Here is a 21,973-nt window from a genome sequence, read left to right as displayed (position 1 = left end):
ACCGTGTGATCCGTGCCTAAATCCGTGAAATCCGTGTCGATCTTGCCACCCAACTCCAAGACGTTGTCCGCAACCCTGCTATCAAGACCTCCCGCCCGCCATCTCGCGGTCGAAGCGCAGCAGCGCCTCTTCCAGCCCCTGCTGGACCCGCGCCTTCTCGCTGCGCTCCGTCACGGCACGGCAGGCCTCGGCGAGCCCCGGCGGGGTGCAGCCGGGGGCCGACCACAGGCTGTCGCCGGGCAGGAAGCTGTGTTCCAGGCTGGCGCGGGCCAGCCCGACGAGGTCGGCGTAGCCCAGCCCGAACTCCTCCACCGCGCGCTGCAGCTCGTTGGTCAGGTCGATCCTGCTCACGCCTTCATCGTCGGTCGACAGCACCACCGGCACCCCGGCGGCGCGGTAGACCGGCAGGGGGTGGGCCTTGCCGCTGACGCCCAGGATCTTGTCGTTGCTGGTCAGGTTGACCTCCACCGCCACCTTGCGCTGGGCCATCACCCGCAGCAGGCCCCGGGGATCGTCCTCGTACATCAGGTCGACGCCATGGCCGATGCGCTTGGCCCCGGCGACCTCCACCGCCTTGCGGATATGGTCGCGTAGCCGCTCCGGCGGGACGAGGCCCAGCGTCAGTTCGCCGGCATGCAGCGCCACGTTGGTGCCGGGAAGCCGGCGCGTCGTCTCCGCCACCATGCGCATGTGCAGGTCGTAATCCTCCAGCGCCACCGGGTTGTCCTCCGGCGCCACGAAGTTCAGGCCGACGACCCGCGGCTCCTGCGCTTCCAGCAGGGCGTTGAACAGGGTGGTGGCGAAGACCGGCCCGGGCCCTTGCGTGCGCGCCACCTGCTGGAGGTAGCGCACCGACACCGCGCAGCCCGGCCGCGCCGCCGGCGTGCCGCAGCCCAGAAGGCTGCGCATCCGCGCCTCGGCCGCGTCGATCTCCTGCCGGGCCGGAGCGACCAGGGCGGGCAGCCCGGCGGCGACCAGCCGGTCGGCGGTGCCCGGCAGGTCGGCCGCCGCCTGCGGGGTCCAGGGGAAGGCCTTGCCGAGGACGGCGGCCGGGCCGCTGCCGAAGGACACCATCAGCTCGACATGGCGCTCGCCCTGCCGGCCGGCGCGATCCACCACTTCGGCCAGCAGGTCGCCGCCGGCGGCCGGGCCGGCGCCGGTGGCGGCGCGGAAGCGGCCGAAGGTGGCGAAGAACTGGTCGTGCAGGCTGTAGCCGGAAACCGGCAGCGCGTCGCGCGTCGACAGGGCGTCCAGCGCCGCCGGGTACAGCACGCCGTCGGCGATCACCGCCGCCGCTCCCGGCCGGCCGGATTTGGCGTCGCCGCAGGGTGCCTGCTTCGTCGGCGCCACCAGCGTCCTGCCCGCGACGTCGAAGCACAGCCCGGCACCGGCCGCCATCCGCAGGTAGGTCTCGGCATAGACCGCACCGGTCAGGTGGCTGTGCAGGTCGGCGCCCTTGGGCATGCGGTAGAGGAAGGCGCGCAGCTCCGGCGGGTTGCCGCGCACCGCCTCGAACCGCCGCGCCGCCGCCGATCCGGACGCATCGCCACCCGGCTGCCCGCCGCCCCCCATCTCCGCCGTGGCACAACCTGCCAGCAGCAGCACCGCAAGCGCTCCCACGACTCTGCCCCTGATTCCCTTGCGCGTCATGTACCCGCCTCCTCATTCCCCTTTTGCGGGTACGGATGCCGTGATAATCGCGCACATGCAATGGCCGGAGGAATCGCATCACTCCCTCTCCCGGGGCGGGAGAGGGCGGTTATCGCCAAGCGCAACCCCCGCCGGATCGAAAGGCTGTAGCGGTGCGGCAATTCCCGGTATGGTGCGGCGACCTTTCCCGTGTTCCCGCCGACCCTGGAGCCCGCCGCGATGACCGACACCCCCGCCCCGACCCTGCTCGACGCGGTCAAGCGTTTCCGCAGCAACGATCTGGCGGGGGCGGAACAGGTCTGCCGGGGGATCCTGGCGACGGATCCGCACAATGCCGACGCTCTGCACCTGCTGGGGCTGGTCGCCGCCCACACCGGCCATCCGGACAGGGCGCTGGAGCTGTTCGCCCAGGCCATCGCCGAGAAGGGCGACGACCCGTCCTTCCACAACAGCCGCGGCAGCCTGCTCTTCCAGCAGGCCCGCCCGGCGGAGGCGGAGGAGGCGTTCCGCGCCGGCCTCGCCCTCAACCCGCGCCTGCCGGAGCTGCACGGCAACCTCGGCAACGCGCTGAAGGCGCAGAGCCGGGTGGAGGAGGCGGCCGACTGTTTCCGCGCCGCCCTCGACCTCCGCCCGGAAGCGCCGGAGATGCATCATTTCCTCGCCGCCACCCTGCGCGAGCTGGGCGAGCTGGAGGAGGCGGAGCATCACTTCCGCACCGCGCTGGCCCAGGCGCCCGACTATCTCGACGTCCATTACAGCCTGGCGGAGCTGCTCTCCACCCGCGGCCGGCTTGAGGAGGCGGAGGCGGAGTTCCGCACCGTGCTGGCCGCCGCCCCGCGCTTCGTCCCGGCCCAGGTCGGCCTCGCCCATGTGCTGCAGAGCCTGGACCGCGCCGCCGAGGCGATCGAGGTGATCGAGGCGGCGCGCGAGCAGGCCCCCGACCACCCGATGGTGAAGTTCACCCGCCGGCTGATCTATTCCAACGCGGTGCCCGGCTGGCACCTGCCGATGATCAATGATTTCGAGCGGAACGAGGCCTACAAGCGCTCGCTGGAACGGGCGGTGAAGCCCGACTCCCTGGTGCTGGAGATCGGCACCGGCTCCGGCATCGTCGCCATGATGGCGGCCCGCGCCGGGGCGAAGAAGGTGGTGACCTGCGAGGTCAACCCGATCCTCGCCCGCGTCGCCAAGGAGACGGTGGCGCGCAACGGCTATGCCGGCCGCATCGACGTGGTGCCGCGCCTGTCGACCCAGCTGACGGTGGGCGAGGGCGGCGATCTGCCGGAGAAGGCCGACGTCTTCGTGTCGGAGCTGATCAACATCGGCATGCTGGCCCCGCGCATGCTGTCGGTTCTGCAGCATGCCCGCACCCATCTGGTGAAGCCGGGCGGCGCCATCATCCCGCGCGCCTCCACCGTCTACGCCATGCTGGTGGAGACGCCGGAGCTGGCCCGCATCAACCCGGTGGAGACCATCGACGGCTTCGACATGGGCAGCTTCGACGTCTTCCGCTCCCCCGGCTACCAGCAGCTCGATCTCGGCGCCGACGCCCACACCCCGCTGTCGAAGCCCTTCACCGCGCTCGACTTCGACTTCACCCGCAACATGCCGGAGGAGGGCGAGCGGGTGATCGACGTCACCATCGTCACCGCCGGCACCTGCCACGGCATCGCCTTCTGGTTCGACCTCTTCATGGACGAGGAGGTGGTCTACAAGTCGGAAAGCCGCGCCCGCACCAACCACTGGAAGCAGGCGATGACCTTCCTGGAAAAGCCGATCGCCCTGTCGGCCGGCGACCGCCTGCGCATCGTCGCCCGCTACGACAACAACCAGATCTCCTTTGGCGTGGACGGGCTGACCGGAGGCGGGCAGGGCTAGTCGGGGAGCGTTCCCGATCCTTGGATAAGGACTTCCGTCATCCCCGCGAAGGCGGGGATCCAGGAAACCTCTGTGAAAATTCCTGAACCGGCTGGAGTCCCGCCTTCGCGGGAATGACGGGTTTCCCTCGCGGAGGATCGAATTTGTCGAATGCGGCTGATCTGTCTTCCGGGAAGGCCCCCTCCCGCCGCGCCATCCTCTCCTGGTGCCTCTACGACTGGGCGAATTCCGCCTACAACACCATCATCACCACCTTCGTCTTCGCCGTCTATTTCGCCCGCGGCGTGGTCGGCGACCCGGTCGAGGGCACGGCGCGCTGGAGCGCGGCGATGACGGTGGCCGGCGTCGCCATCGCGGTGCTGAGCCCGGTGCTGGGCGCCGTCGCCGACCGCGCCGGGCGGCGCAAGCCCTGGATGGCGCTGTTCACCCTGGTGACGGTGGCCTTCACCGCCGCCCTCTGGTGGGTGCGGCCCGACCCGGCCGACGCCGGCTTCGCGCTGGCCTGCGTGGTGGTCGCCACCGTCGCCTTCGAACTCGCCAACGTCTTCTACAACGCCACCCTGCCGGGGCTGGTGCCGGCCCGGCTGCTCGGCCGGGTGTCGGGCTGGGGCTGGGGCATCGGCTATTTCGGCGGGCTGGCCTGCCTCGTCCTGGCCCTGGTCGGCTTCGTCCAGGCGCCGGCCCCGCTGTTCGGCCTTTCCGGCATGGAGTGGGCCGACTGGGGGCCGCAGGCCAACGTCCGCGCCACCGCCCTGCTGGCCGCCGCCTGGTACGGGCTGTTCGCGCTGCCCTATTTCCTGTGGGTGCCCGACGAGCCGGCGACCGGCCACGGCCTGCTGCGGGCGGCGCGCGAGGGGGTGGCGACGCTGGCCGCCACGCTGCGCCAGGCCCGGCGCTACCGCGAAGTGATGCGCTTCCTGATCGCCAGCGCCTTCTACCGCGACGGCATCAACACCATCACCGCCTTCGGCGGCCTGTTCGCCGCCGGCACCTTCGGCATGAGCTTCGAGGAGATCCTGGTCTTCGCCATCGCGCTGAACGTGGTGGCCGGGCTGGGCGCCATCGGCTTCGCCTGGATGGACGACCGGGCGGGGGCCAGGCCGGTGATCCTGATCGCGCTGGCCGGCATGACCGCCTGCGGCGTGCCGCTGCTGCTGGCGACGGACCGGCTGTGGTTCTGGGTCTTCGCGCTGGGCCTCGGCCTGTTCTTCGGCCCGGCCCAGGCGGCCGGGCGGTCGATGATGGCGCGCCTCGCCCCGCCGGGCATGGCGGGGGAGATGTTCGGTCTCTACGGCCTGACCGGCCGCTTCGTCGGCTTCTTCGGCCCGCTGCTGTTCGGGCTGGCGACCCAGGCCTTCGCCAGCCAGCGCGCCGGCATGGCGACGGTTCTGGCTTTCTTCGCGGTCGGCTTCGGGCTTATGCTGGCGGTCCGCGAACCGGCCCGTTAGAACGGAGCCTGTGTCAAAGCGCCGCACACGGGATGAATCGAGGGCAGAGCTGTTACCTTCGTTTTTGCTGCGACGCACAAATGTCGAAGCCGAGGGGCACGGACCATGCTGCACATCAAGGACATCGAGGCGTTCGCCCGCATCAACGAGGCGCTGAACGAGGAACCCGGCGCGGACCGGGCCGAGCGGCCGGATCAGAACGGCGCTGCCGAAGAGGCCGCCGGCCGGGACGCCGCTGGACCCGCCCATCCGGCGCTGGTGATGGCGCTGCTGGCGACCGGGCGCCTTCCCTTCTCCGCTTTGCCGAAGACTTCCGACCCGTCTAAGCCGGACGTTCCGGCGCAGTGGGGCGGGCTGCGCCGCCGGTCCTGACCGTCGCTGCCGGGGCTGCTGCCACTCTGCTGCCAGGATGGCGGGCCGCCGGGTTGGCCGCCGTGGCAAGGTCGTTGCGTGGCCGGCGGTTTTTTCACCGGATGCTGGCGCATCCATTGGACGATGGCATCAATATGTCGGGCCTCCGACGCCTTAAGCAGCGGGTCGCCGGGCGCAAAAGCCATGCACCTGAACCCCAGACAGGCCCCGTTGATCTTCGGGCAATGGAGTTTCTTCGCTTCAGCTTCGGTTTTGAGCATGCTGATCTTCCAGAACTTCTAGACTGTATCGAACGGTATGAATCAATGAAGGGGGGTTAAATGGACATCCGATCCAAGTCGTGGTCCAAAATCCATTCAGTCTCGACAATCCATTTTGGAGGTACGTCGGCGGAAAAGGTGAAACCACAATCGACCTTCTCGGTGTCAGTTCTAAAATCCGGATAGGCAAGCCACCATGACCATGCGCGGAGAAACTGGCGCGTGAGGTTGCCCATCTCCTCCTTGAAAAGGCCGTTAGGATTTGCCGCTTTCACTGCGTCTCTTCCAGGGAGCGCGAGGTGGAATATCACCGGGTTGCCGTGGGCCTTCAAAGAGAGGAGGCCATCGTCACCTAGCAGCAGATGGGCAACCTCTTGGTCGAATTCCGATCCGTGAGTCAGGAAGTGGTTGAAACCACGTAATAGTCCCACGCGGGACAACGTGGCGTAGGCCGCCAGTTCCCGGCGACCTTTGCGGCATCCCGCTCCAACAGTTAGAATCGCCGAATCAAGCTTGCCGGCCACTTCCGTCCAGCGAGCATGCCCGGCAAGTTTTCGCCGCAGCCGCTCGGTCCGGGCGTTCGCCCGAAGTACTTCCAACCCATCCACGCGGACGCTGGCTGCTTCTTCCTGCGTAAGCCGCGATCCGTGGACCGCGGCGACTGTCTGCCCTTCGATCCACCTGTCCACCTTGTCGATGACTGCGCGCCGATCATCGCCCAGCACCTCAAGGACGACGGTCATGGCGTCCTCAATGTAATTCGGATCTCCATCGGAAACGATGGCGCCTAGATCGTTCGGTATCAAGCCACGCAGTTCGTCACTAAGCGAAGTCCCCCAATCCTGAATGGCGTCGTAGTTCAGCATCTTGGATCCGTGTTCGTGGCGTATTTTGGAGGGTCAGGTTGCGTGGGCCGTGGGGGTGGGCGCAAGCAGTTCCCCCTCTTGCAGAAATGTTTTGCGAATGTTTAGCGGCCAGCCAACGTACCAACCCGCCGCAATCTTCAAGGCCGAGGCGACCGACGGCCCGATCCAGACGGCGCCGGCCAGTGGATGCAAGAACGCTTCATCTGCGGGAGCGGCCCTGGTCTTGCATCTCATCGCGGCCATGCTCGGACTCCTGAGCGGGGCATTGTATGTGAACCAGCAGCCAACCGGGTCCCCAAACCGACGCACCACAATTACTTGAAGTGGATGAGAAAAATTCTGCTGAGGTCGGGTCCCAATCGGCGCCGATCGGAGCCCCGCCTTGGTGAGTAAAATTCATTCATCTACAGAAGGTTACATTGCCTCCGATAGGGGTCTCGCTTCAGAGCCGATTCACACAGAGCAGCGCGGGCCGTTCCAACAGAGCCTCCGGAGTTGGACCTGCGCCTTGGCCCGCACCTGCGGATGACGAGCGGCTCTTGGCGGGGGGATGAGACCTACGTGAGGGTGAAGGGTCGGTGGATGTACCTGTACCACGCCGTCGATGCACGCGGGCAGACGATCGATTTCCTGCTCAGCGCTAAGCACAATGCCGCGGCCGCCCGGCGCTTCTTCCGCAAGGCGCTGAAGCAGGCGCACACGGTCAACCCATGCACGCTATCGGTGGACAAAAATGCCGCCTATCCAAGCGCGGCCAAGATAATGAAGAACAATGGCGAGCTCTGGCGCTTTGCCAAGCTGCGGCAGGTCAAGTATCTCAATAATATTGTTGAGCAAGATCACCGGCGCATCAAACGGCTGGTCCGGCCCGGTTTCGGGTTCAAGAGCTTCCACACGGCGCGGCGGACCATCGCTGGCTACGAGGTCATGGCGACGGTGCGCAAAGGGCAGGTCGCCGTCATTCCCGCCAACGACATGTCGGCCCAGGCCACCTTTGTCGCCGCGCTGTTCGGAGTTGCCGCCTAAGGTTGGTGGGCCGGGCGCGCGATCACCTTCGACCAGACTTTGCAACAAAACCGGGCACCCAGTTCCCGGCTGTGCTGGTTCCGCTCTTCCGCTCGCAGAACCTCGACTGGACGCTGATCTACACCGCTATGATGCGGGCGATGTGAAGGCCGTGCTGATCGGCGATCCCGCCGCCTTTACCGCTGCTGTGACTAACTCGACTGCCAGCGACAGCCGGCTCGTTGGGCTCAAGATGTAATATTCGACATTTGCCTTGATCTTTTTTTCTTAGGTTTTGTGATGGCACCCGGCGTACGGGGTGGTCGTAAGGGAGTGTTTGGATCACCTGCCATGAATAAATGCTGAATTATGAACGATCCAAGGTTGGCTCCGCGGTTGTGCTCGGTTTCCCGAACGCGATCATCGTTCGGGCGGGCCGCAGATGCCCGGAAGATCCCAGGCGTGGTCATGCCAAGCTCGCGATGATGATTGCCGACGTTACTTTCGACGCCGGCCATTGCACGGGCTAAGTCACCGTCAAGCACGAAAGCAAGCATCCCGCCAGATTGTACGGAGCGACTGTACTGTCCACGTACGAAACGGAACATGCCGTACCGGACATACTCTGCAAAGTACGGCCGGACACCGTCTGCCTCGCGGACGTTGAGCCGCTTGCACTCTAGACAAAAGTAAATCTCCTCCCGTGGTACGGGTGGTGAGAACACAATGTCCATCCGCCCCTGGTCCTGACCTGCTTCCGGGTCGAGTTCCACCATCTGTGTATCGATCCTAAACGGCAGGTCGCAACGGTTGCGGGATTGGCGGAGAGCCCGACACAAAGCTTCAGAGACGGTATCTTCGAGTTCGTTGCCGGCCGGTGGCGGCATCGTCTCCCATGTGCTGATAACGACATCGAGAATTACAGGCACCTGTGATTCGAGTAAGTCGGTCCATTCTGAGGGTGAGCCGTAATGCGTCATAAGCTCTCCCCTACAGAACTCATAAGTATGGTGGCGGCAATTTCGTCGGCATCGTTCATAGCAGCAGTCTGGGACCAGAACCGCCGGCCAATCGGTTTCACCACATAGAGGCGGGCCCGCTCAAAGACCATTACTCCGCGTACGATATCAAGAGTCGCATGCTTGCGCGGTATGGCATTCCGCACCTTATCTAAGAGCTGAAGCAGGTCACTGCTCACAGATGGCATTGGCTCTGTTACCTGAGAACGCTCGACCTTTTCGATGACGGCGATCCCAACCCCGAGTGTCTCGGCCCCTTTAACTTGGCCGCGGACAGCGTAGGGTCTAGACTTTGCCCAGCCGTTTAGCATCCCGCAGAGCCGGTCAAGATATGCTTGGCGAATGGCCCGGGTCGCCGGCATGACGGTGGGCACAAGCGGTCGAGTGCGAGTCGGCCGGGTGCTAGGGATGATGATGCGAACTGTGTCGTCAATCAGAAGCTTCTCCAGCGGGAGAACGTCGAAGTACTCATCAATCAGCGGCTCGATCTTGTTGCTGGTCGCCTGTACGATGCCGATGCGATCGACAAAATCCGTGTCCGCTTCATGAGCCCCAGCATCGACGATTTTCGCCACCTCCTGAATGATTTGCCAGGAACGCTTCGGATCGGGTTGTTGGTCCGGCAGCGGGAATGGTAGTCGCAACACCTCCTCAACATGGATTTCCTGGCGGCTAATCCCCCAATTGGACGATGTATGAAACAAGAAGTACAGGGCCAATGGTGATCTTAGATATGCAGCCAAGAAAACAAGCAGTTCGCGGTCTTGACTCGGACCACGAATCCCCCGGACGGCGTCCTGGAACGAAACACTGAAATCGGCAAAAGCCGTGCTTGTTATGCCCTTCGCCATCAACACATGAGGGCCGTAATAAATATCTGTTATCTTATTAGATCCGTTACGTACAGTAATTTCTGCCGCACTCAATTCGCTGCAGTCACGCTCCAACAGGAATAGGTCAAGTTTTTCACTATTTGCCGGAATGAAGAGTCGCGACGGAAGCGAAATAGTTTCAGCCTTTTTCGGGTCATCGTTCTCACCCTGCGGCTGAAAGCCGACAGCCATAATCCATGGTTTGTTAGAATCTTTTTCCTTGGCGCGGCGAACGCAGTCTCGCAGCCTTGGGTACATTCCCAAACGATCGAGCAGTCGCCAATCTCTCGGCGTCGCCCAAAATTTGTGCTTCCAAAGTTGCGGCGCGTCGGGCCCGTCGAGATCTTGCAGCACCGCCCCGACCGTGAGTGTAGTCCGATCTTGCGGGGCGATGGTGATAACCTCCGCCTTTGTCACGGTCCAGTCAGCTTTTGGCCCCCAATACTCTATGCGATGAGCTTTATTTGCTGGCGCATGCCCGCGGTAGCGCACAACGATTGAGGGGTGTCCTGCTTTCTCGAACAGGAACCGCTGGAAGTCGGCCAAGTTCAGCACCCGATCAATCGCGTGCGTCCTGATCCAGGCTTTCTGGAACAGGTTAGCTTTTGGGCTGTGATTGAACAGTACCCCATGCGGTAGCACCAGACAAACTCGGCCATCTTCCGTAATGTGTTGGGTTGCCTTCCAAACAAACGCGGCCGCAATTTGCTTGTCCGGAAGCGGCCGATCGTGCTCGGCACACCATTTGCCGGCTAGCGACTCTTCGTTGGCGATGCTTCCCCATGGCGGATTGCCGATGACAATTGACATGCCTTTCGGGATCGGATCTGTGCTGCTGAAGAAATCGGTGCAACGGATATTTCCTTCCCCTGGCCCCCCATTTTTGCCCTGTGCCACCAGTCGGGGAAGCGCCTTGCCTTTATGTCGCAGTATCTCGATGTCCCTCGGTGAAAGTTGGTCAAGGTAGGCAAGGTAAAGGCTAAAAGCTGTGACCCGACAGGCCGTCATGCTTACGTCCACGCCGAACAAGCTCTCCTGAAGGAGCCGCATCAGTTCGGTTGCCGCTCGATCGTTCCGGGCCGTTGGATTGGCCTGCTTCCATTCCTCAGCAAGGCGGTTGAAGAGACCCACAAGAAAAATGCCCGATCCGCATGCCGGGTCGAGGAACTTTTCGCCGATCAATGATTGAATGCCGTCGAGGGCAGTATCCAGCACGACCTCCGCCAAGAATCGCGGAGTGTAGAATGCGCCCTGCTTCTTCTCAGCATCCGTCAGGAATCGTTCATAAATTGCACTTATCGTTTCTATCGGGATGAACTTGAAGTCATAGGGCCAGAACGCTCCCTGCCCGGTGCGCACCTGTTTCCCTTGGAAGAAGTCATGCAGCGTTTCAACGTGCACATCTCGAATGGCATTCTTCTCAAGCGTCAGGTCGTCGCTGAATAGGTCGCCATTGAAGTCCTCCCGAAGCTTCTCAAACAGCCGGTAGAGCGCGTCCTTTGCTTGGTCACGCTCTGGAAGACCGAGTATGCCCCGCAAATCAGATGCGCCATGGATGTCGAGGCTGGCGAGGTACCTCTCCCCGATTACCCCACGGTCGAAAAGGTAGCAAGTAAAGACGAGGCGGCAGAGAAGTGCGTCAAGTACGTCAGCGGGAATGCAGGGGGAAGTAGCGCTATAGAGCTCTTCTCGCGTATCTCGAAGGTTGTCAAGCAGGTCGCGATCAACTCGTTGGTCCGGGTCGAATGAGCGCTGATGAGCGTGGAAGAACTCTCCGGATTCGACGGAGACGATGAATTCCTGGAGGCCACCCGCCACCCGCTCGAGCTTCGTCACGAGGCTGGGTGGGTCGATCTGGTTGCCCGCAACGGCCTTCGGTCGCATCATGCCCGAATACACGTGGACATGCTTATCCGTCACCAAGACAAGCAGTGCCGCGCCGCCATGGTTCCAGAATCTCTGGTGCAGGTCGGTAACGTCTTCCAGTGTAACATGCTCGACGATCTTGAAGTAAGCAAGCGGCGAATGGTCAACGCACAGTACACCATCGATCTCAAGCGTGTCGAATGCCCGCTTTAGCAGATGTGCCTGGGGCGTCGACGGGGTGATCTCTTCTCTTCTAGTGAACAGGGCGGGTGGGCTTCTGCCCTCGATCCCGAACTCTGTCCGCCAGTCTGTTCCCGGTGCGGTGGACATCTGCTTCGTCCCTCACGCCTGGGAAGCGGCTGGGGGTTCTGACATGAGTTCGTAAGCCCAGCAGCGAAGGCTCGTGCGCTGTTTGTAGCGCGCTCTGATAGTGGTCACTTCAATCGCAGCCCTTGCGCCCCGCCTGTTACTCACGATGTCTGCTTGTAAGAGGAACTGGTCACTCCGTACCATTGGTTCCTCTGTCGTTCTTTCGCTCCAACTTCTCGACCACGGCCTCCAAAATCCAGTTGTTCCGCGACACCGGAATTTGGCGCAGATCGCAGGCTTGATCGATTTGTGTCACGAGAACCGCGGGTAGCCTGATCGTCACGGCTACCCGCTCTGGCGTAACGCTTTTTCGCCGCGACACAGTTGCCCCCATGGAGTGCTTCAGTCTGACATCATAGTGATGTCACTTAGAATCGCAAGAGGTTAAGGAGCCAACACACGGACATGCAGAGCTTGAAAACGGCAATTGCCCATCTGGGCGAGGTGGAAAGCGAGCTTCGTGAGAGCGGTCAGCGGGACTTAGCGGATAAGGTCGCCGGTGCACTTCGCGACCTTGATGATCATCTTCGCGCTCTTGAAGATTATTACCGCGATCTTGAGGACGAGGCGGGTAGCGACGCTTCTTCTGGGCCGCTCATCTGATAGGGTAGGCTCTACGGACCGCCAGTGACCTTCCACCCGGACTCGTTTGCAGAGCATGCTGCACCTCGGCACTCTCAAACTCAACCTTGACTACACCATGGCGCTACATCGACTATCATCAGCCATTTGCATGATTAAGAGGCTGCTATGGTTCGCGTTAGGCTGGTGGCTCTGGCGACGCTTGTCCTGACAGGATGCACGTTTATGGTCGCCGGGGAGGACAACTTCCGAAAGGTTGCAGCCCGTCGCACCGGAATTGTCGAAAAGCCGCTTGAGCAGATCTACCGCTGCTTCGTTGCCAGAGGGTTCAACCCAGGCTATCAGCAACTTTACCCGGAAGCAGGGACAGCTATCTGGTCCTTCACGCAAGGCGTGACGTACGGGGCAATGGTCGATTTCAGCCGAATCGCGCCATCGCGGACCGAGGTGACGGTGCTCGGCCTGAAGGAGGGGGATTGGAATTTGTACCCAGAGAACATCTGGGAGAGCCGTGTGACCCCCTGCATGTGACCGTTAAATGAGCGGCTTAGGCACGTTAAATCCAAAAAAGGAGCGCCTACGAGTACGTATCGGCGCAAGACCTTCTGACTGACTTCTTCGCCAAGGTCGATGCGATATTGAAGGAAAGAGGTATGCGGCCATGACCGAACGGATCGTCAAGGTGGGGATCGCCACCTATGAACAGCAGAAGGCGCGGTTGATGGCGATCGCCCGTGGCGAGCACAAGCCGGCCTCGGATGATGCGAAAATCTGGTTCTCGTCGATCGAGAGCTTCGCCCAGGTGCTTTCGACCAAGAACCAACTGCTGCTGGAACTGATCGCCGAAGCCGAGCCGAACTCCGTGGCCGAGTTGGAGAGCTTGAGTGGGAGGAAGGGGCCGAACCTGTCGCGCACCTTGAAGACGCTGGCCGGATTCGGTCTGGTGGAGCTGCGACGCCAGGGGCGGACCCTGGTGCCGCGTGCCGTCTATGACCGGGTGTCGGTGGACCTGCCGCTGCTCGCTGCAGGGCAACACCGGGAGGCGCCGTGACCCCGATCCTGGTCATGAGACCAATCAGCGATCTCGCTTGCGTCACGGCGTTCGGACGCTGAAAGACGGCCTGTCAGGTTCCCTGCCGGAGATCGTAGGGGCGAAGCAGAATGTCCGCGGGGATACGCCACTCGCGGTGCAGCGTCCAGGCTTGATCCATCGTCAGCGGACGGCGCCGGTTCAGAATTTCGGAAGCACGCGGGCGGGAGCCGAGCAACCTGCCGAGGTCGGACTGCGTATAGCCGGCCGCCTCCATCCGCGCCTTGATCGCCGCGACAGGGTCGGGCGCATCGATGGCCCACCGCGAATCCTCATAGGCGCTTACCAGGGTCCCCAGCATCTCCAGGCGGTCATGGTCCGGCGTACCGGGCTCGGCATCCCAAAGGCGCTCGATCTCTTCGACCGCCGCTGCGTGATCCGCATCCGTGCGGATCGGCTTCATCTCATACATTCCACACCTCTACTGAGAGACTCGCCATTGCCTGGAGGGCGATCGGTTCGGACGAACGCGTCCGAAGCGTGCATCGCACGGGAAAACCGAAGCTTGCAGTCCGTCGGATGCTTCGACAGGCGACTGACGGACTTCAATATAGGTCGACGTCCAGAGCGTTGATCCTGTCATATTCCGTATGCGTTCCAATGAATTTGACGAATGCCATGTTGGCCGTGAACTTGAAGGCAACGATAAAGCGATAGTTTCCGCCGCAAATCTCGAAGCGTACCCTCTCGGCATTCAAGACCTTGGCTTTCGGATAGCTCTTCATCACATCATTCATGCACGACCAGCCGGCGCTACGAGCCATGCGGAACCACTCCTTCAATGGCTGCTCCGTTTCCGGATGTCGCTCCCAATCGTCGATCAGGGTCGAGCGCTTGATGATGTTCATGTCCACATCATAGAGTGTTCCCATTTTGGGAACAAGTGCGATCTTCCGATATGGGGAAGGCTGGGGATCTCCACGCCACGCGGAAACGGATCCTGTGCCGAAATCTCAAGCAATTCAGCGAGCACCGAAACGCCGTTGAACAAAAGCCGCAAATCCAGAAAATATTCCTATAAGCTCCTCCGCCAGTCCCTTCTCACTTGCGGAGCCCCACCATGCCCGTCGATCCCCGTACCCTTGCCGGCGACCGTCTCCCCCGCTGGGCCGAAGAGCCGCCGGTGCCCGCCGAAGGCTCGCTGGTGCCCGGATCGCAGTTCCACGAGGAACAGTGGATCATGGCCGCCGGCATGCTGGCGCGCGGGAATTCCTTCCTTCAGGTCTCCCGCGCCATGGGCTGCAGCCGCACCACCCTGTGGCGGGCCTATTACGGAGCGAAGGATCTCCGCATCCGCGTCTGGTGGGAGCGTGAGGCGCTGAACCGCGAGGCCGAACTGCGGCTGTCCTCGCTGCGCGCCTTGGTCGCCGAGCAGATCGAGCGGCTGGTCTCGATCGGCGATCCGTCCACCGTGCGCTGGTTGGCCGACCGGCTCGGCCTGTTCGCCGGCGCCGACGCCCGGACCGCACCCGATATCAGGCCGCAGGCGCCGCGTCCCGACGACCCTCCCGCCGTCACCGTCCCCGAACTCGACGACGACATCCCCGGCGAGCTCCGCGAGCGCACGCCGCGCAGCCCGGAGGTCGTTGCCGCCATCGTCGCCCAGCCGGAGGGCGAGGGGCCGAAGGGCGTCTATCCCTGGACCCTCAACCCGGATGAGCATTTCCCCAACCTCGTCCCGGGACCGGTGCGCCGCCGCGCGGCCGGCGCCTTCCCGCGGTCCCTCTAAGGCGACCCGGACGGAACGGCGGCCGCGAAAGCGTTCCACCATGTTCCATCCTTCATTCCGGCGTCCATCGCGGCGTCCGACCCGGCCTCCACCACCAACCCCGCCCCCCTCAGAGCAGCGAGAGCTGGTCCCCCGCCGCCGGCGGCACGCGGAACTGCGTGCAGTCCAGCCGCCAGTTGCGGCCGCCCAGCCCGTGCTTGCGGCAGGCCAGTGCGAAGCGGTGGCGCAGCAGCTCGGCATAGGGGCCGGTGCCGGTCATCCGCGTGCCGAAATCGGAGCGGTAGAGCGCGCCGTCGCGGCTCTGCCGGATCAGGCTCAGCACGCGCTCGGCGCGGTTGGGGGCGTGGACGCGCAGCCATTCCTCGAACAGGCCGGCGATCTCCAGCGGCAGCCGCAGCAGGATGGTGCTGGCCGCGCTCGCCCCGGCGCCGGCCGCCGCCTCCAGGATCGCCTCCAGCTCATGGTCGTTCAGGGCGGGGATCATCGGGCTGGCGAGGACCGCCACCGGCACGCCCGCTCCGGCCAGGGCGCGGATCGCCTCCAGCCGGCGCGGCGGGGTGCTGGCCCGCGGCTCCATCACCCGGGCGAGGTCGCGGTCCAGCGTGGTGACGGAGACGGCGACCGAGGCCAATCCCTGCGCCGCCATCGGCGCCAGGATGTCGAGGTCGCGCAGCACCAGCGCCGACTTGGTGATGATGCTGACCGGCTGGTTGAAGGCGCGGCAGACCTCCAGCACGCGCCGCGTGATGCCCTCCGTCCGCTCGACCGGCTGGTAGGGATCGGTGTTGGCCCCCAGCGCCAGCGGCCGGCAGGCATAGGATTTCGCCCGCAGCTCCTTCGCCAGCAGCTCCGCCGCGTTGCGCTTGGCGAACAGCTTCGTCTCGAAATCCAGCCCGGGCGACAGGTTGAGATAGGCGTGGGTCGGCCGGGCGAAGCAGTAGATGCAGGCATGCTCGCAGCCCTGGTACGGGTTCACCGACTGGTCGAAGGCGACGTCGGGCGACTGGTTGCGGGCGATGATCGACTTGGCCGAGGCCGGGGAGACGGTGGTGCGTACCGGGTCGGACAGCGCCTCGTTGCCGCTCTCCGCATAGCCGGTCCAGCCGTCGTCGGTCAGGACGCGGGTCTCGCGTTCGTACCGCCCGGTGGCGTTGCTGACCGCGCCGCGGCCCTTGATCGGGGATCGCTTTATCTCGTCCATGGCCGCAGCTTAGCCGTGGCTGATAGGAACGTAAAGGGAACAAACGGGGCGGGTCCGGACCCATCGCTCCCTCTACCAAACAAACATAAAGATATCTTTATGCTTGCATGGTTCCGATGCCGCTGGTACACCCTTGGCCAATCACAGCGGCAGGGCCGGGGATCCGGCACGCCTGAAACACCGTTGCCCGAACCATCACCGCCCACCAGGAGTCATCCCTCATGGCCGCCGAATTCACGGACTACAAGGTCAAGGACATCAGCCTCGCGAACTGGGGCCGCAAGGAGATCACCATCGCCGAGACCGAGATGCCGGGCCTGATGGCCCTGCGGTCCGAGTTCGGTGATGCCAAGCCGCTGGCCGGCGCCCGCATCGTCGGCTGCCTGCACATGACCATCCAGACCGCCGTGCTGATCGAGACGCTGACGGCGCTCGGCGCCACCGTGCGCTGGTCGTCCTGCAACATCTTCTCGACCCAGGACCAGGCCGCCGCCGCCATCGCCGCCGCCGGCATCCCGGTCTTCGCCTGGAAGGGCGAGACGGAGGAGGAGTTCTGGTGGTGCATCGAGCAGACCCTGCGCGGTCCGGACGGCTGGACGCCGAACATGATCCTGGACGATGGCGGCGACGTCACCCAGATCATGCACGACAAGTATCCGGCGATGCTGGACGAGGTCCGCGGCCTGTCGGAGGAGACCACCACCGGCGTCCACCGTCTCTATGAGATGATGAAGAAGGGCACGCTGAAGGTCCCGGCCATCAACGTGAACGACAGCGTCACCAAGTCGAAGTTCGACAACCTCTATGGCTGCCGCGAGTCGCTGGTCGACGGCATCAAGCGCGCCACCGACGTGATGGTCGCCGGCAAGGTCGCCGTCGTCGCCGGCTATGGCGACGTCGGCAAGGGTTCGGCCGCCAGCCTGCGCTCGCAGGGCGCCCGCGTCATGGTGACGGAGATCGACCCGATCAACGCGCTCCAGGCCGCGATGGAAGGCTATCAGGTCATCACCATGGACGAGGCCGCGCCGCTGGGCGACATCTTCGTCACGGCGACCGGCAACGTCGACGTCATCACGATCGACCACATGCGCGCGATGAAGGACCGCGCCATCGTCTGCAACATCGGTCACTTCGACAGCGAGATCCAGATCGACGCCCTGCGCAACCTGACCTGGGAAGAGGTCAAGCCGCAGGTCGACGAGGTGGTGTTCCCCGACGGCAAGCGCCTGATCGTGCTCGCCCAGGGCCGTCTGGTCAATCTGGGCTGCGCCACCGGCCACCCCAGCTTCGTGATGAGCGCCAGCTTCACCAACCAGGTGCTGGCCCAGATCGAGCTGTGGACCAACGCCGCCAATTACGAGCGCAAGGTCTACGTCCTGCCCAAGCACCTGGACGAGAAGGTGGCCCGCCTGCATCTGGACAAGATCGGCGCCAAGCTGACCACCCTGACCGCCAAGCAGTCCGAATATATCGGCGTCAACGCCGCCGGCCCCTACAAGCCGGACCACTACCGCTACTGATCGGATGTGGGGTTGAGAAAGAAGGGCCGTTCCGGTGGGGCGGCCCTTTTTCTTTGCGGTGCCGGTTTCTTGGGAGGAGCAGGGATGTCAGGCAAGATCGACACGGATTTCACGGATGTCGTCTGGCGAGACTGCGCCGGCCAAAAGACATCGGCGCTGGCAAGCCATAAGAAAAATCCGTGTAATCCGTGTCTAAATCCGTGACATCCGTGTAAATGTTGCCTCGGTACGCCGGATCACCCTCGAAGCCGAAGTCAATCTGCGCCTGGGGTCTTCGTCCCCAGCCACTCCACCATACCCTTGCCGGCCGCCATGCCCATGGCGAAGCAGCCCTGCAGCAGATAGCCGCCGGTCGGCGCCTCCCAGTCCAGCATCTCGCCGGCCAGGAACAGGCCGGGACGGCGGGTCAGCATCAGCCGCTCGTCCAGCTCGGGCAGCCGGACCCCGCCGGCCGAGGAGATCGCCCGCTCGATCGGGCGGACGCCGGTCAGCACCACCGCCAGCCCCTTGATGTGCCGGGCCAGCGCCACCGGGTCGGACAGGTCGGCGGCGGGGGCGAACTCGCGCAGCAGGGCGGCGCGCGGGCCGGTCAGGGACAGCGACTTCTTCAGGAAGGTGGACAGCGACTCCGCACCGCGGCGGCGCAGGCGCCGGACCAGTTCGGCCTCGGCCATGTCCGGCAGCAGGTCCAGCGTCAGGGTCGCCCAGCCCTCCGCCGCGATGGCGTCGCGCAAGGGGGCGCTCAGCGCATAGACGGCACCGCCCTCGATCCCGGTCTCGGTGATGACGAACTCGCCCTTCAAGCGGCGGCCGGCAGCCGACAGTCCGACGCTCTTCACCGGCTGGCCGGCGAAGCGGTCCCGCAGGTGATCGGACCACGGCACCTCGAAGCCCATGTTGGACGGCGTCAGTGGCGCCACCTCCACCCCCAGCCCCTCCAGCAGCGGCACCCAGCCGCCGTCGGACCCGGTGCGCGGCCAACTCGCCCCGCCCAGCGCCAGCAGGGTGGCGCGCGGGGCGACGGTGATGGTCTCCTCGCCATGGCGGAAGGTTAGGGCGCCGGTCCCGTCCCAGCCGGTCCAGCGATGGCGGCTGTGCAGGGTGACGCCCAGCCCGTCCAGTCGCCGCAGCCACGCCCGCACCAGGGTGGAGGCCTTCATCTGCACCGGGAAGATGCGGCCGCTGCTGCCGACGAAGGTTTCGATGCCCAGCCCGGCCGCCCAGCTGCGCAGGTCCTCGGGCGAGAAGCCGGCGAGCAGGCGGCGGAACAGCGGCTCGGCGGCGCCATAGCGCGGCAGGAAACGGTCGAGCGGCTCCGAATGGGTCAGGTTCAGCCCGCCGCGCCCGGCCAGCAGCAGCTTGCGCGCCGGGCTGGGCATGTGGTCGAAGACGGCGACCCGCAGGCCGGCGGCTGCGGCGATCTCCGCCGCCATCAAGCCGGCGGGGCCGGCGCCGACGATCGCCACGTCAGGGGTGGAATGGGACACTTGGAAACGCTTTCAAAAAAAAGGAATTGCCCCCGTCTCTCCCAGGCTGCACGGGGAAGGACGGGGGCATGCGGGCTCGGTCCCCTGACTTAATCCTCGTAATCCTGGTCCTGCGCCACTTCCTCGGCAAGGTCGGCGGCGAGGTCGGCGAAATAGCCGGCGTCGACGTCCAGCCCGTTCTCCTCGCAGATGCGCATGAAGATGCGGTAGGCGTGCAGGATGGCGACGTCGAGGACGACGAGGTCCCCTTCCTCGCTGTGGCGGTCGGTGATGTCCCGCTCCTGGAGGGTGGCGACGATGTCGTGCGCGGCGGCCTGCAGGACCGCGTCCATGGCTTGTTTGTGTTGGGTCGACATCGTGAGGATCCTTGTCCCGGTCGTGCTTCGCGTCCCCGCCCGGCCGGACCGGCGCCGCATGGCCGGCGGGGGTGGTCGAACCGTCGGACGGGACGGGTGCGTCGGGGACTCCGTTCGCCTGCGAAGGTTCGGCCTCCCCCTTGTTGTAGAATCCTTTTTCACGGCCGAACAAGCCCCCTTCACGGCTTGCCCCTTCACCGCTTGACGGGGGTAAGCAGGGCGGCGCCGACATAGCCCGGCGCCTTGCCCTTCCGCCCGACCTTGTACCAGCCGCCGGCGGCCTCCAGCACGGTGACGCGCTCGCCGGTCTCCAGCACGTCCAGGACCTTGGCGTCGCAGACCGGGGCGACGCGCAGGTTGCCGGCGGCACGCAGCCGGGCGACGGTCCCTTCGGACAGGCGGGGGGGCCGCGCCCGCTCCGGCAGGTCGTCGGGCAGGGCGCAGCCGCGGTCCCCCGGATCGGCCTTGGCGTAGCGGCCGGGCGTGGACTTGGTCTCCGGGGCGGTCTCCGCCAGATAGGCGGCGGTGACGTAGCCCTGCGGCTTCCCGGTGCGGCCGACCCGCTGCCAGCCATCGGCCGGCGTGCCGAAGGCCGTCAGCCGGTCGCCCTTCTCCACCGTATCGAGGACCCGGCCCTTGGCGTCGGGGGTCGCCCGCAGATAGATGCCGGCGGTGGCGGTCACCATCCGTTGCGCCGGACCGGCACTCGGCGGTTTGGCGGCCGGCTGGGGCGGCGGCTCGCTTCGCGGCTTGGCCGGCGGCAGGGGCGGAAGGGCGACGACGGCTGGTGGAGACTCCGCAGGCCGGACCGGGGCGGCTTGTGGCCCAAGTGGCGACAATGGCGCCGGCGCCTCCGGCGGATGCTCCCAGACGACGCCGGGAGCCAGCGGCGGCGAGACGGATCCCGTCGGTGTCAGACGCGGGAGGGAGACGATGGGAGAGGCGGATGGCGTCAGGCGATCGGCCGGAGATTCGGCGTACGCCCCCGCCGGCGGGAGGAGGAGCAGGGCGCCTAGCAGCAGGGCCGGCACTGCGATCCGCAAGGGCGCTTTTCGCCGCGCTCGGCCCATCGCCTTCCCCTCAGTCGAGCGTGATGCGGGCGATCAGCGTCGGCAGCGTCTGGCAGCGCAGCAGCCCGTCCATCGTCTGGTGCTCGGCCAGCCGCAGGGTCAGCGCGCAGCCGAAGGCGTTCACCGCCAGTTCGGTCTGCGCCAGGGTGCCGACGACGCTGGACGGCCGGGCGATGCTGTAGCCGGGGGCGCCCAGCTTGCCGGCCAGCGCGCCGCTGACCGGGCTGAAGCCGTCAATCTCCAGCGTCATCGGCCCCAGATTCTGCACCACCACCTCGGAACTGGGATCCTCCTTGGTGGCGTAGAGCTGGACCGGGACCGCCCGGTGGCGGGCGATCCAGTCTTTCAGCGCCAGATTGGCGACGACCGGATCGCGGCTCTGCAGCGCCGCCTCCATCGCCGTCTGGCGCAGCGCCGGGTCGTTGCCGCCCAGCGCCGCCTCGAAGGCGGCCAGCCGCGCCGCGCGGTCCGGACCGGCCAGCTTGCCGCGCAGGTCGGCGATCTGGGCGATGCGCGCCTCGACCGCCCGGCGTTCGGTCTCGGCGCGGGCGGCTTCGGCCTTGGCGGCGGCGGTCTGCTGGGCCAGCCGCTCTTCTTCGCGCCGGCGGCGTTCGCCATCCTCGGCCAGCCGCCGGGCGGCGTCGCGGTCCAGCTGTTCGCGCAGGTTTTTGGCCTCCGGCGTGCCCAGCACGACCGTCCGGCCGGGCAATTCGGCGGCGGGCTTGCCGATGCCGTCGAGCAGGCCGGGGCTCTGCGCCGTCAGCGCCAGCGTCCAACCGCCGCTGCCGCGGGTGGCGAGCGCCGTCGCGACCCAGCTCTTGCCCAGCCCGGCTTCCGCCGCCGGGCGCAGGAAGGTGACCGGCCCCTCGCGGCTGTCCACCAGATAGGTCGGGGCTGCCAGCACCACCGCCGCGGTCACCCGCACCGCCACCTGGGGGTCCGGAGACGGCGGAGCGGCGCCGGCCAATGGCTCCACGGTCAGCGACTCGATGCGCCAGGGGGCCGGCAGCAGCGCTTCGATGCGGGGGCGGAGGATGGAGTCGGGGATCGTCTCGGCGGGAAGGACCTTGAGGGGCTCCGGGGGCTCTGCGGCCAGGAGGTTCCCGACCGGTATGGCGACTGCGATCCAGGCGGCCAGCAGGCGCGCGCCGCGCGCCGCGAATCGTCCCTTTCCCGGTCGCGTCATCGCCGATCCTTCTCCCATTTCCTTGCCGTCCGGCCGATCCGTGCCGCAGCGACACGGCACTGGTACAGCGAAGGCACGAGCCAAGGGAAGCGGCTTTTCCCGGCAACCTGCCGATCGGCAGCCGGGCGCAATACCCGCCTGCGCCGG

The 21,973-nt window shown here is 65.4% G+C and carries 20 protein-coding genes; 9 read left to right on the top strand and 11 right to left on the bottom strand.

The genetic code is table 11. The features are described 5' to 3' along the window. Positions 1 to 81: 81 nt before the first annotated feature. A complete protein-coding gene (locus tag JHL17_RS37915) occupies positions 82 to 1,620 on the bottom strand; it encodes an adenosine deaminase (protein WP_200198729.1) in 1,539 nt (512 codons plus the stop codon). A 249-nt stretch (positions 1,621 to 1,869) separates the two neighbouring features. On the opposite strand from JHL17_RS37915, the gene JHL17_RS32155 reads away from it, so the two are divergent. From JHL17_RS32155 to JHL17_RS32145, 3 genes are all read left to right on the top strand, one after another. Further along, complete coding sequence (locus tag JHL17_RS32155; RefSeq protein ID WP_200198728.1) at positions 1,870 to 3,528, top strand: tetratricopeptide repeat protein; 1,659 nt, start codon at positions 1,870 to 1,872, stop codon at positions 3,526 to 3,528. A gap of 143 nt (positions 3,529 to 3,671) precedes the next feature. After that, a complete protein-coding gene (locus JHL17_RS32150; RefSeq protein ID WP_247893966.1) occupies positions 3,672 to 4,976 on the top strand; it encodes an MFS transporter in 1,305 nt (434 codons plus the stop codon). Between the two features lie 105 nt (positions 4,977 to 5,081). Continuing rightward, the gene (locus JHL17_RS32145; RefSeq protein ID WP_200198727.1) at positions 5,082 to 5,348 is read left to right on the top strand and encodes a hypothetical protein; all 267 of its coding nucleotides are present in this window, start codon (positions 5,082 to 5,084) and stop codon (positions 5,346 to 5,348) included. Between the two features lie 316 nt (positions 5,349 to 5,664). On the opposite strand, the gene JHL17_RS32140 is transcribed toward JHL17_RS32145, so the two are convergent. Next, entirely contained in the window at positions 5,665 to 6,474 is an 810-nt protein-coding gene (locus JHL17_RS32140; protein ID WP_200198726.1) for a hypothetical protein, read from the bottom strand. A 495-nt stretch (positions 6,475 to 6,969) separates the two neighbouring features. On the opposite strand from JHL17_RS32140, the gene JHL17_RS32135 reads away from it, so the two are divergent. Next, on the top strand, positions 6,970 to 7,500 hold the full coding sequence (locus JHL17_RS32135; protein WP_200198725.1) for an IS6 family transposase: 531 nt from the start codon (positions 6,970 to 6,972) through the stop codon (positions 7,498 to 7,500). 227 nt (positions 7,501 to 7,727) lie between these two features. Here the strand turns inward: JHL17_RS32135 and JHL17_RS32130 are convergent, their stop codons facing one another. Both JHL17_RS32130 and JHL17_RS32125 read right to left on the bottom strand, forming a co-directional pair. Next, a complete protein-coding gene (locus JHL17_RS32130) occupies positions 7,728 to 8,459 on the bottom strand; it encodes a hypothetical protein (protein ID WP_200198724.1) in 732 nt (243 codons plus the stop codon). Next, positions 8,456 to 11,566 (bottom strand): N-6 DNA methylase, encoded by a 3,111-nt coding sequence (locus JHL17_RS32125; RefSeq protein ID WP_200198723.1) that lies wholly within the window; start codon positions 11,564 to 11,566, stop codon positions 8,456 to 8,458. The genes JHL17_RS32130 and JHL17_RS32125 overlap by 4 nt, the downstream gene beginning before the upstream one ends. 444 nt (positions 11,567 to 12,010) lie before the next feature. Here JHL17_RS32125 and JHL17_RS32120 point away from each other — a divergent pair, with 444 nt between their 5' ends. The 3 genes from JHL17_RS32120 (at position 12,011) to JHL17_RS32110 (ending at position 13,238) form a co-directional block, all read left to right on the top strand. Continuing rightward, positions 12,011 to 12,208, top strand: coding sequence for a hypothetical protein (locus tag JHL17_RS32120; RefSeq protein WP_200198722.1), 198 nt, complete (start codon positions 12,011 to 12,013; stop codon positions 12,206 to 12,208). A 204-nt stretch (positions 12,209 to 12,412) separates the two neighbouring features. Continuing rightward, the gene (locus tag JHL17_RS32115) at positions 12,413 to 12,718 is read left to right on the top strand and encodes a hypothetical protein (protein WP_200198721.1); all 306 of its coding nucleotides are present in this window, start codon (positions 12,413 to 12,415) and stop codon (positions 12,716 to 12,718) included. A gap of 130 nt (positions 12,719 to 12,848) precedes the next feature. Continuing rightward, positions 12,849 to 13,238: an HVO_A0114 family putative DNA-binding protein gene (locus JHL17_RS32110; protein WP_200198720.1), complete on the top strand. Its 390-nt coding sequence runs from the start codon at positions 12,849 to 12,851 to the stop codon at positions 13,236 to 13,238. Between the two features lie 73 nt (positions 13,239 to 13,311). On the opposite strand, the gene JHL17_RS32105 is transcribed toward JHL17_RS32110, so the two are convergent. Continuing rightward, positions 13,312 to 13,680, bottom strand: coding sequence for a helix-turn-helix domain-containing protein (locus JHL17_RS32105; protein ID WP_247893965.1), 369 nt, complete (start codon positions 13,678 to 13,680; stop codon positions 13,312 to 13,314). Positions 13,681 to 13,822: 142 nt separating this feature from the next. Next, a complete protein-coding gene (locus tag JHL17_RS32100) occupies positions 13,823 to 14,125 on the bottom strand; it encodes a type II toxin-antitoxin system HigB family toxin (protein ID WP_200198718.1) in 303 nt (100 codons plus the stop codon). Positions 14,126 to 14,337: 212 nt separating this feature from the next. Between JHL17_RS32100 and JHL17_RS32095 the strand changes: the two genes are divergently transcribed. Beyond that, a complete protein-coding gene (locus JHL17_RS32095) occupies positions 14,338 to 15,006 on the top strand; it encodes a hypothetical protein (RefSeq protein ID WP_200198717.1) in 669 nt (222 codons plus the stop codon). A 109-nt stretch (positions 15,007 to 15,115) separates the two neighbouring features. Here JHL17_RS32095 and JHL17_RS32090 read toward each other — a convergent pair whose 3' ends face one another. Next, a complete protein-coding gene (locus JHL17_RS32090) occupies positions 15,116 to 16,207 on the bottom strand; it encodes a PA0069 family radical SAM protein (protein WP_200198716.1) in 1,092 nt (363 codons plus the stop codon). A gap of 221 nt (positions 16,208 to 16,428) precedes the next feature. On the opposite strand from JHL17_RS32090, the gene ahcY reads away from it, so the two are divergent. After that, positions 16,429 to 17,727: an adenosylhomocysteinase gene (gene ahcY / locus JHL17_RS32085; protein ID WP_200198715.1), complete on the top strand. Its 1,299-nt coding sequence runs from the start codon at positions 16,429 to 16,431 to the stop codon at positions 17,725 to 17,727. A gap of 254 nt (positions 17,728 to 17,981) precedes the next feature. On the opposite strand, the gene JHL17_RS32080 is transcribed toward ahcY, so the two are convergent. The 4 genes from JHL17_RS32080 to JHL17_RS37795 all read right to left on the bottom strand — a co-directional run bounded on the left by JHL17_RS32080 (position 17,982) and on the right by JHL17_RS37795 (position 21,826). Further along, positions 17,982 to 19,160 (bottom strand): TIGR03862 family flavoprotein, encoded by a 1,179-nt coding sequence (locus tag JHL17_RS32080; RefSeq protein ID WP_247893968.1) that lies wholly within the window; start codon positions 19,158 to 19,160, stop codon positions 17,982 to 17,984. Between the two features lie 143 nt (positions 19,161 to 19,303). Further along, complete coding sequence (locus JHL17_RS32075) at positions 19,304 to 19,570, bottom strand: hypothetical protein (RefSeq protein WP_063633438.1); 267 nt, start codon at positions 19,568 to 19,570, stop codon at positions 19,304 to 19,306. A gap of 194 nt (positions 19,571 to 19,764) precedes the next feature. Next, positions 19,765 to 20,256: an SH3 domain-containing protein gene (locus JHL17_RS37425; RefSeq protein ID WP_247893964.1), complete on the bottom strand. Its 492-nt coding sequence runs from the start codon at positions 20,254 to 20,256 to the stop codon at positions 19,765 to 19,767. 394 nt (positions 20,257 to 20,650) lie between these two features. Further along, entirely contained in the window at positions 20,651 to 21,826 is a 1,176-nt protein-coding gene (locus JHL17_RS37795; protein WP_200198713.1) for a hypothetical protein, read from the bottom strand. Between the last annotated feature and the right edge of the window lie 147 nt (positions 21,827 to 21,973).

This window comes from Azospirillum endophyticum, assembly GCF_016595245.1.
In the GTDB taxonomy this organism is placed as follows: domain Bacteria; phylum Pseudomonadota; class Alphaproteobacteria; order Azospirillales; family Azospirillaceae; genus Azospirillum; species Azospirillum endophyticum.
Note: the sequence above shows the minus strand (reverse complement) of the source record. Positions and strands in the feature narration are given on the sequence as shown.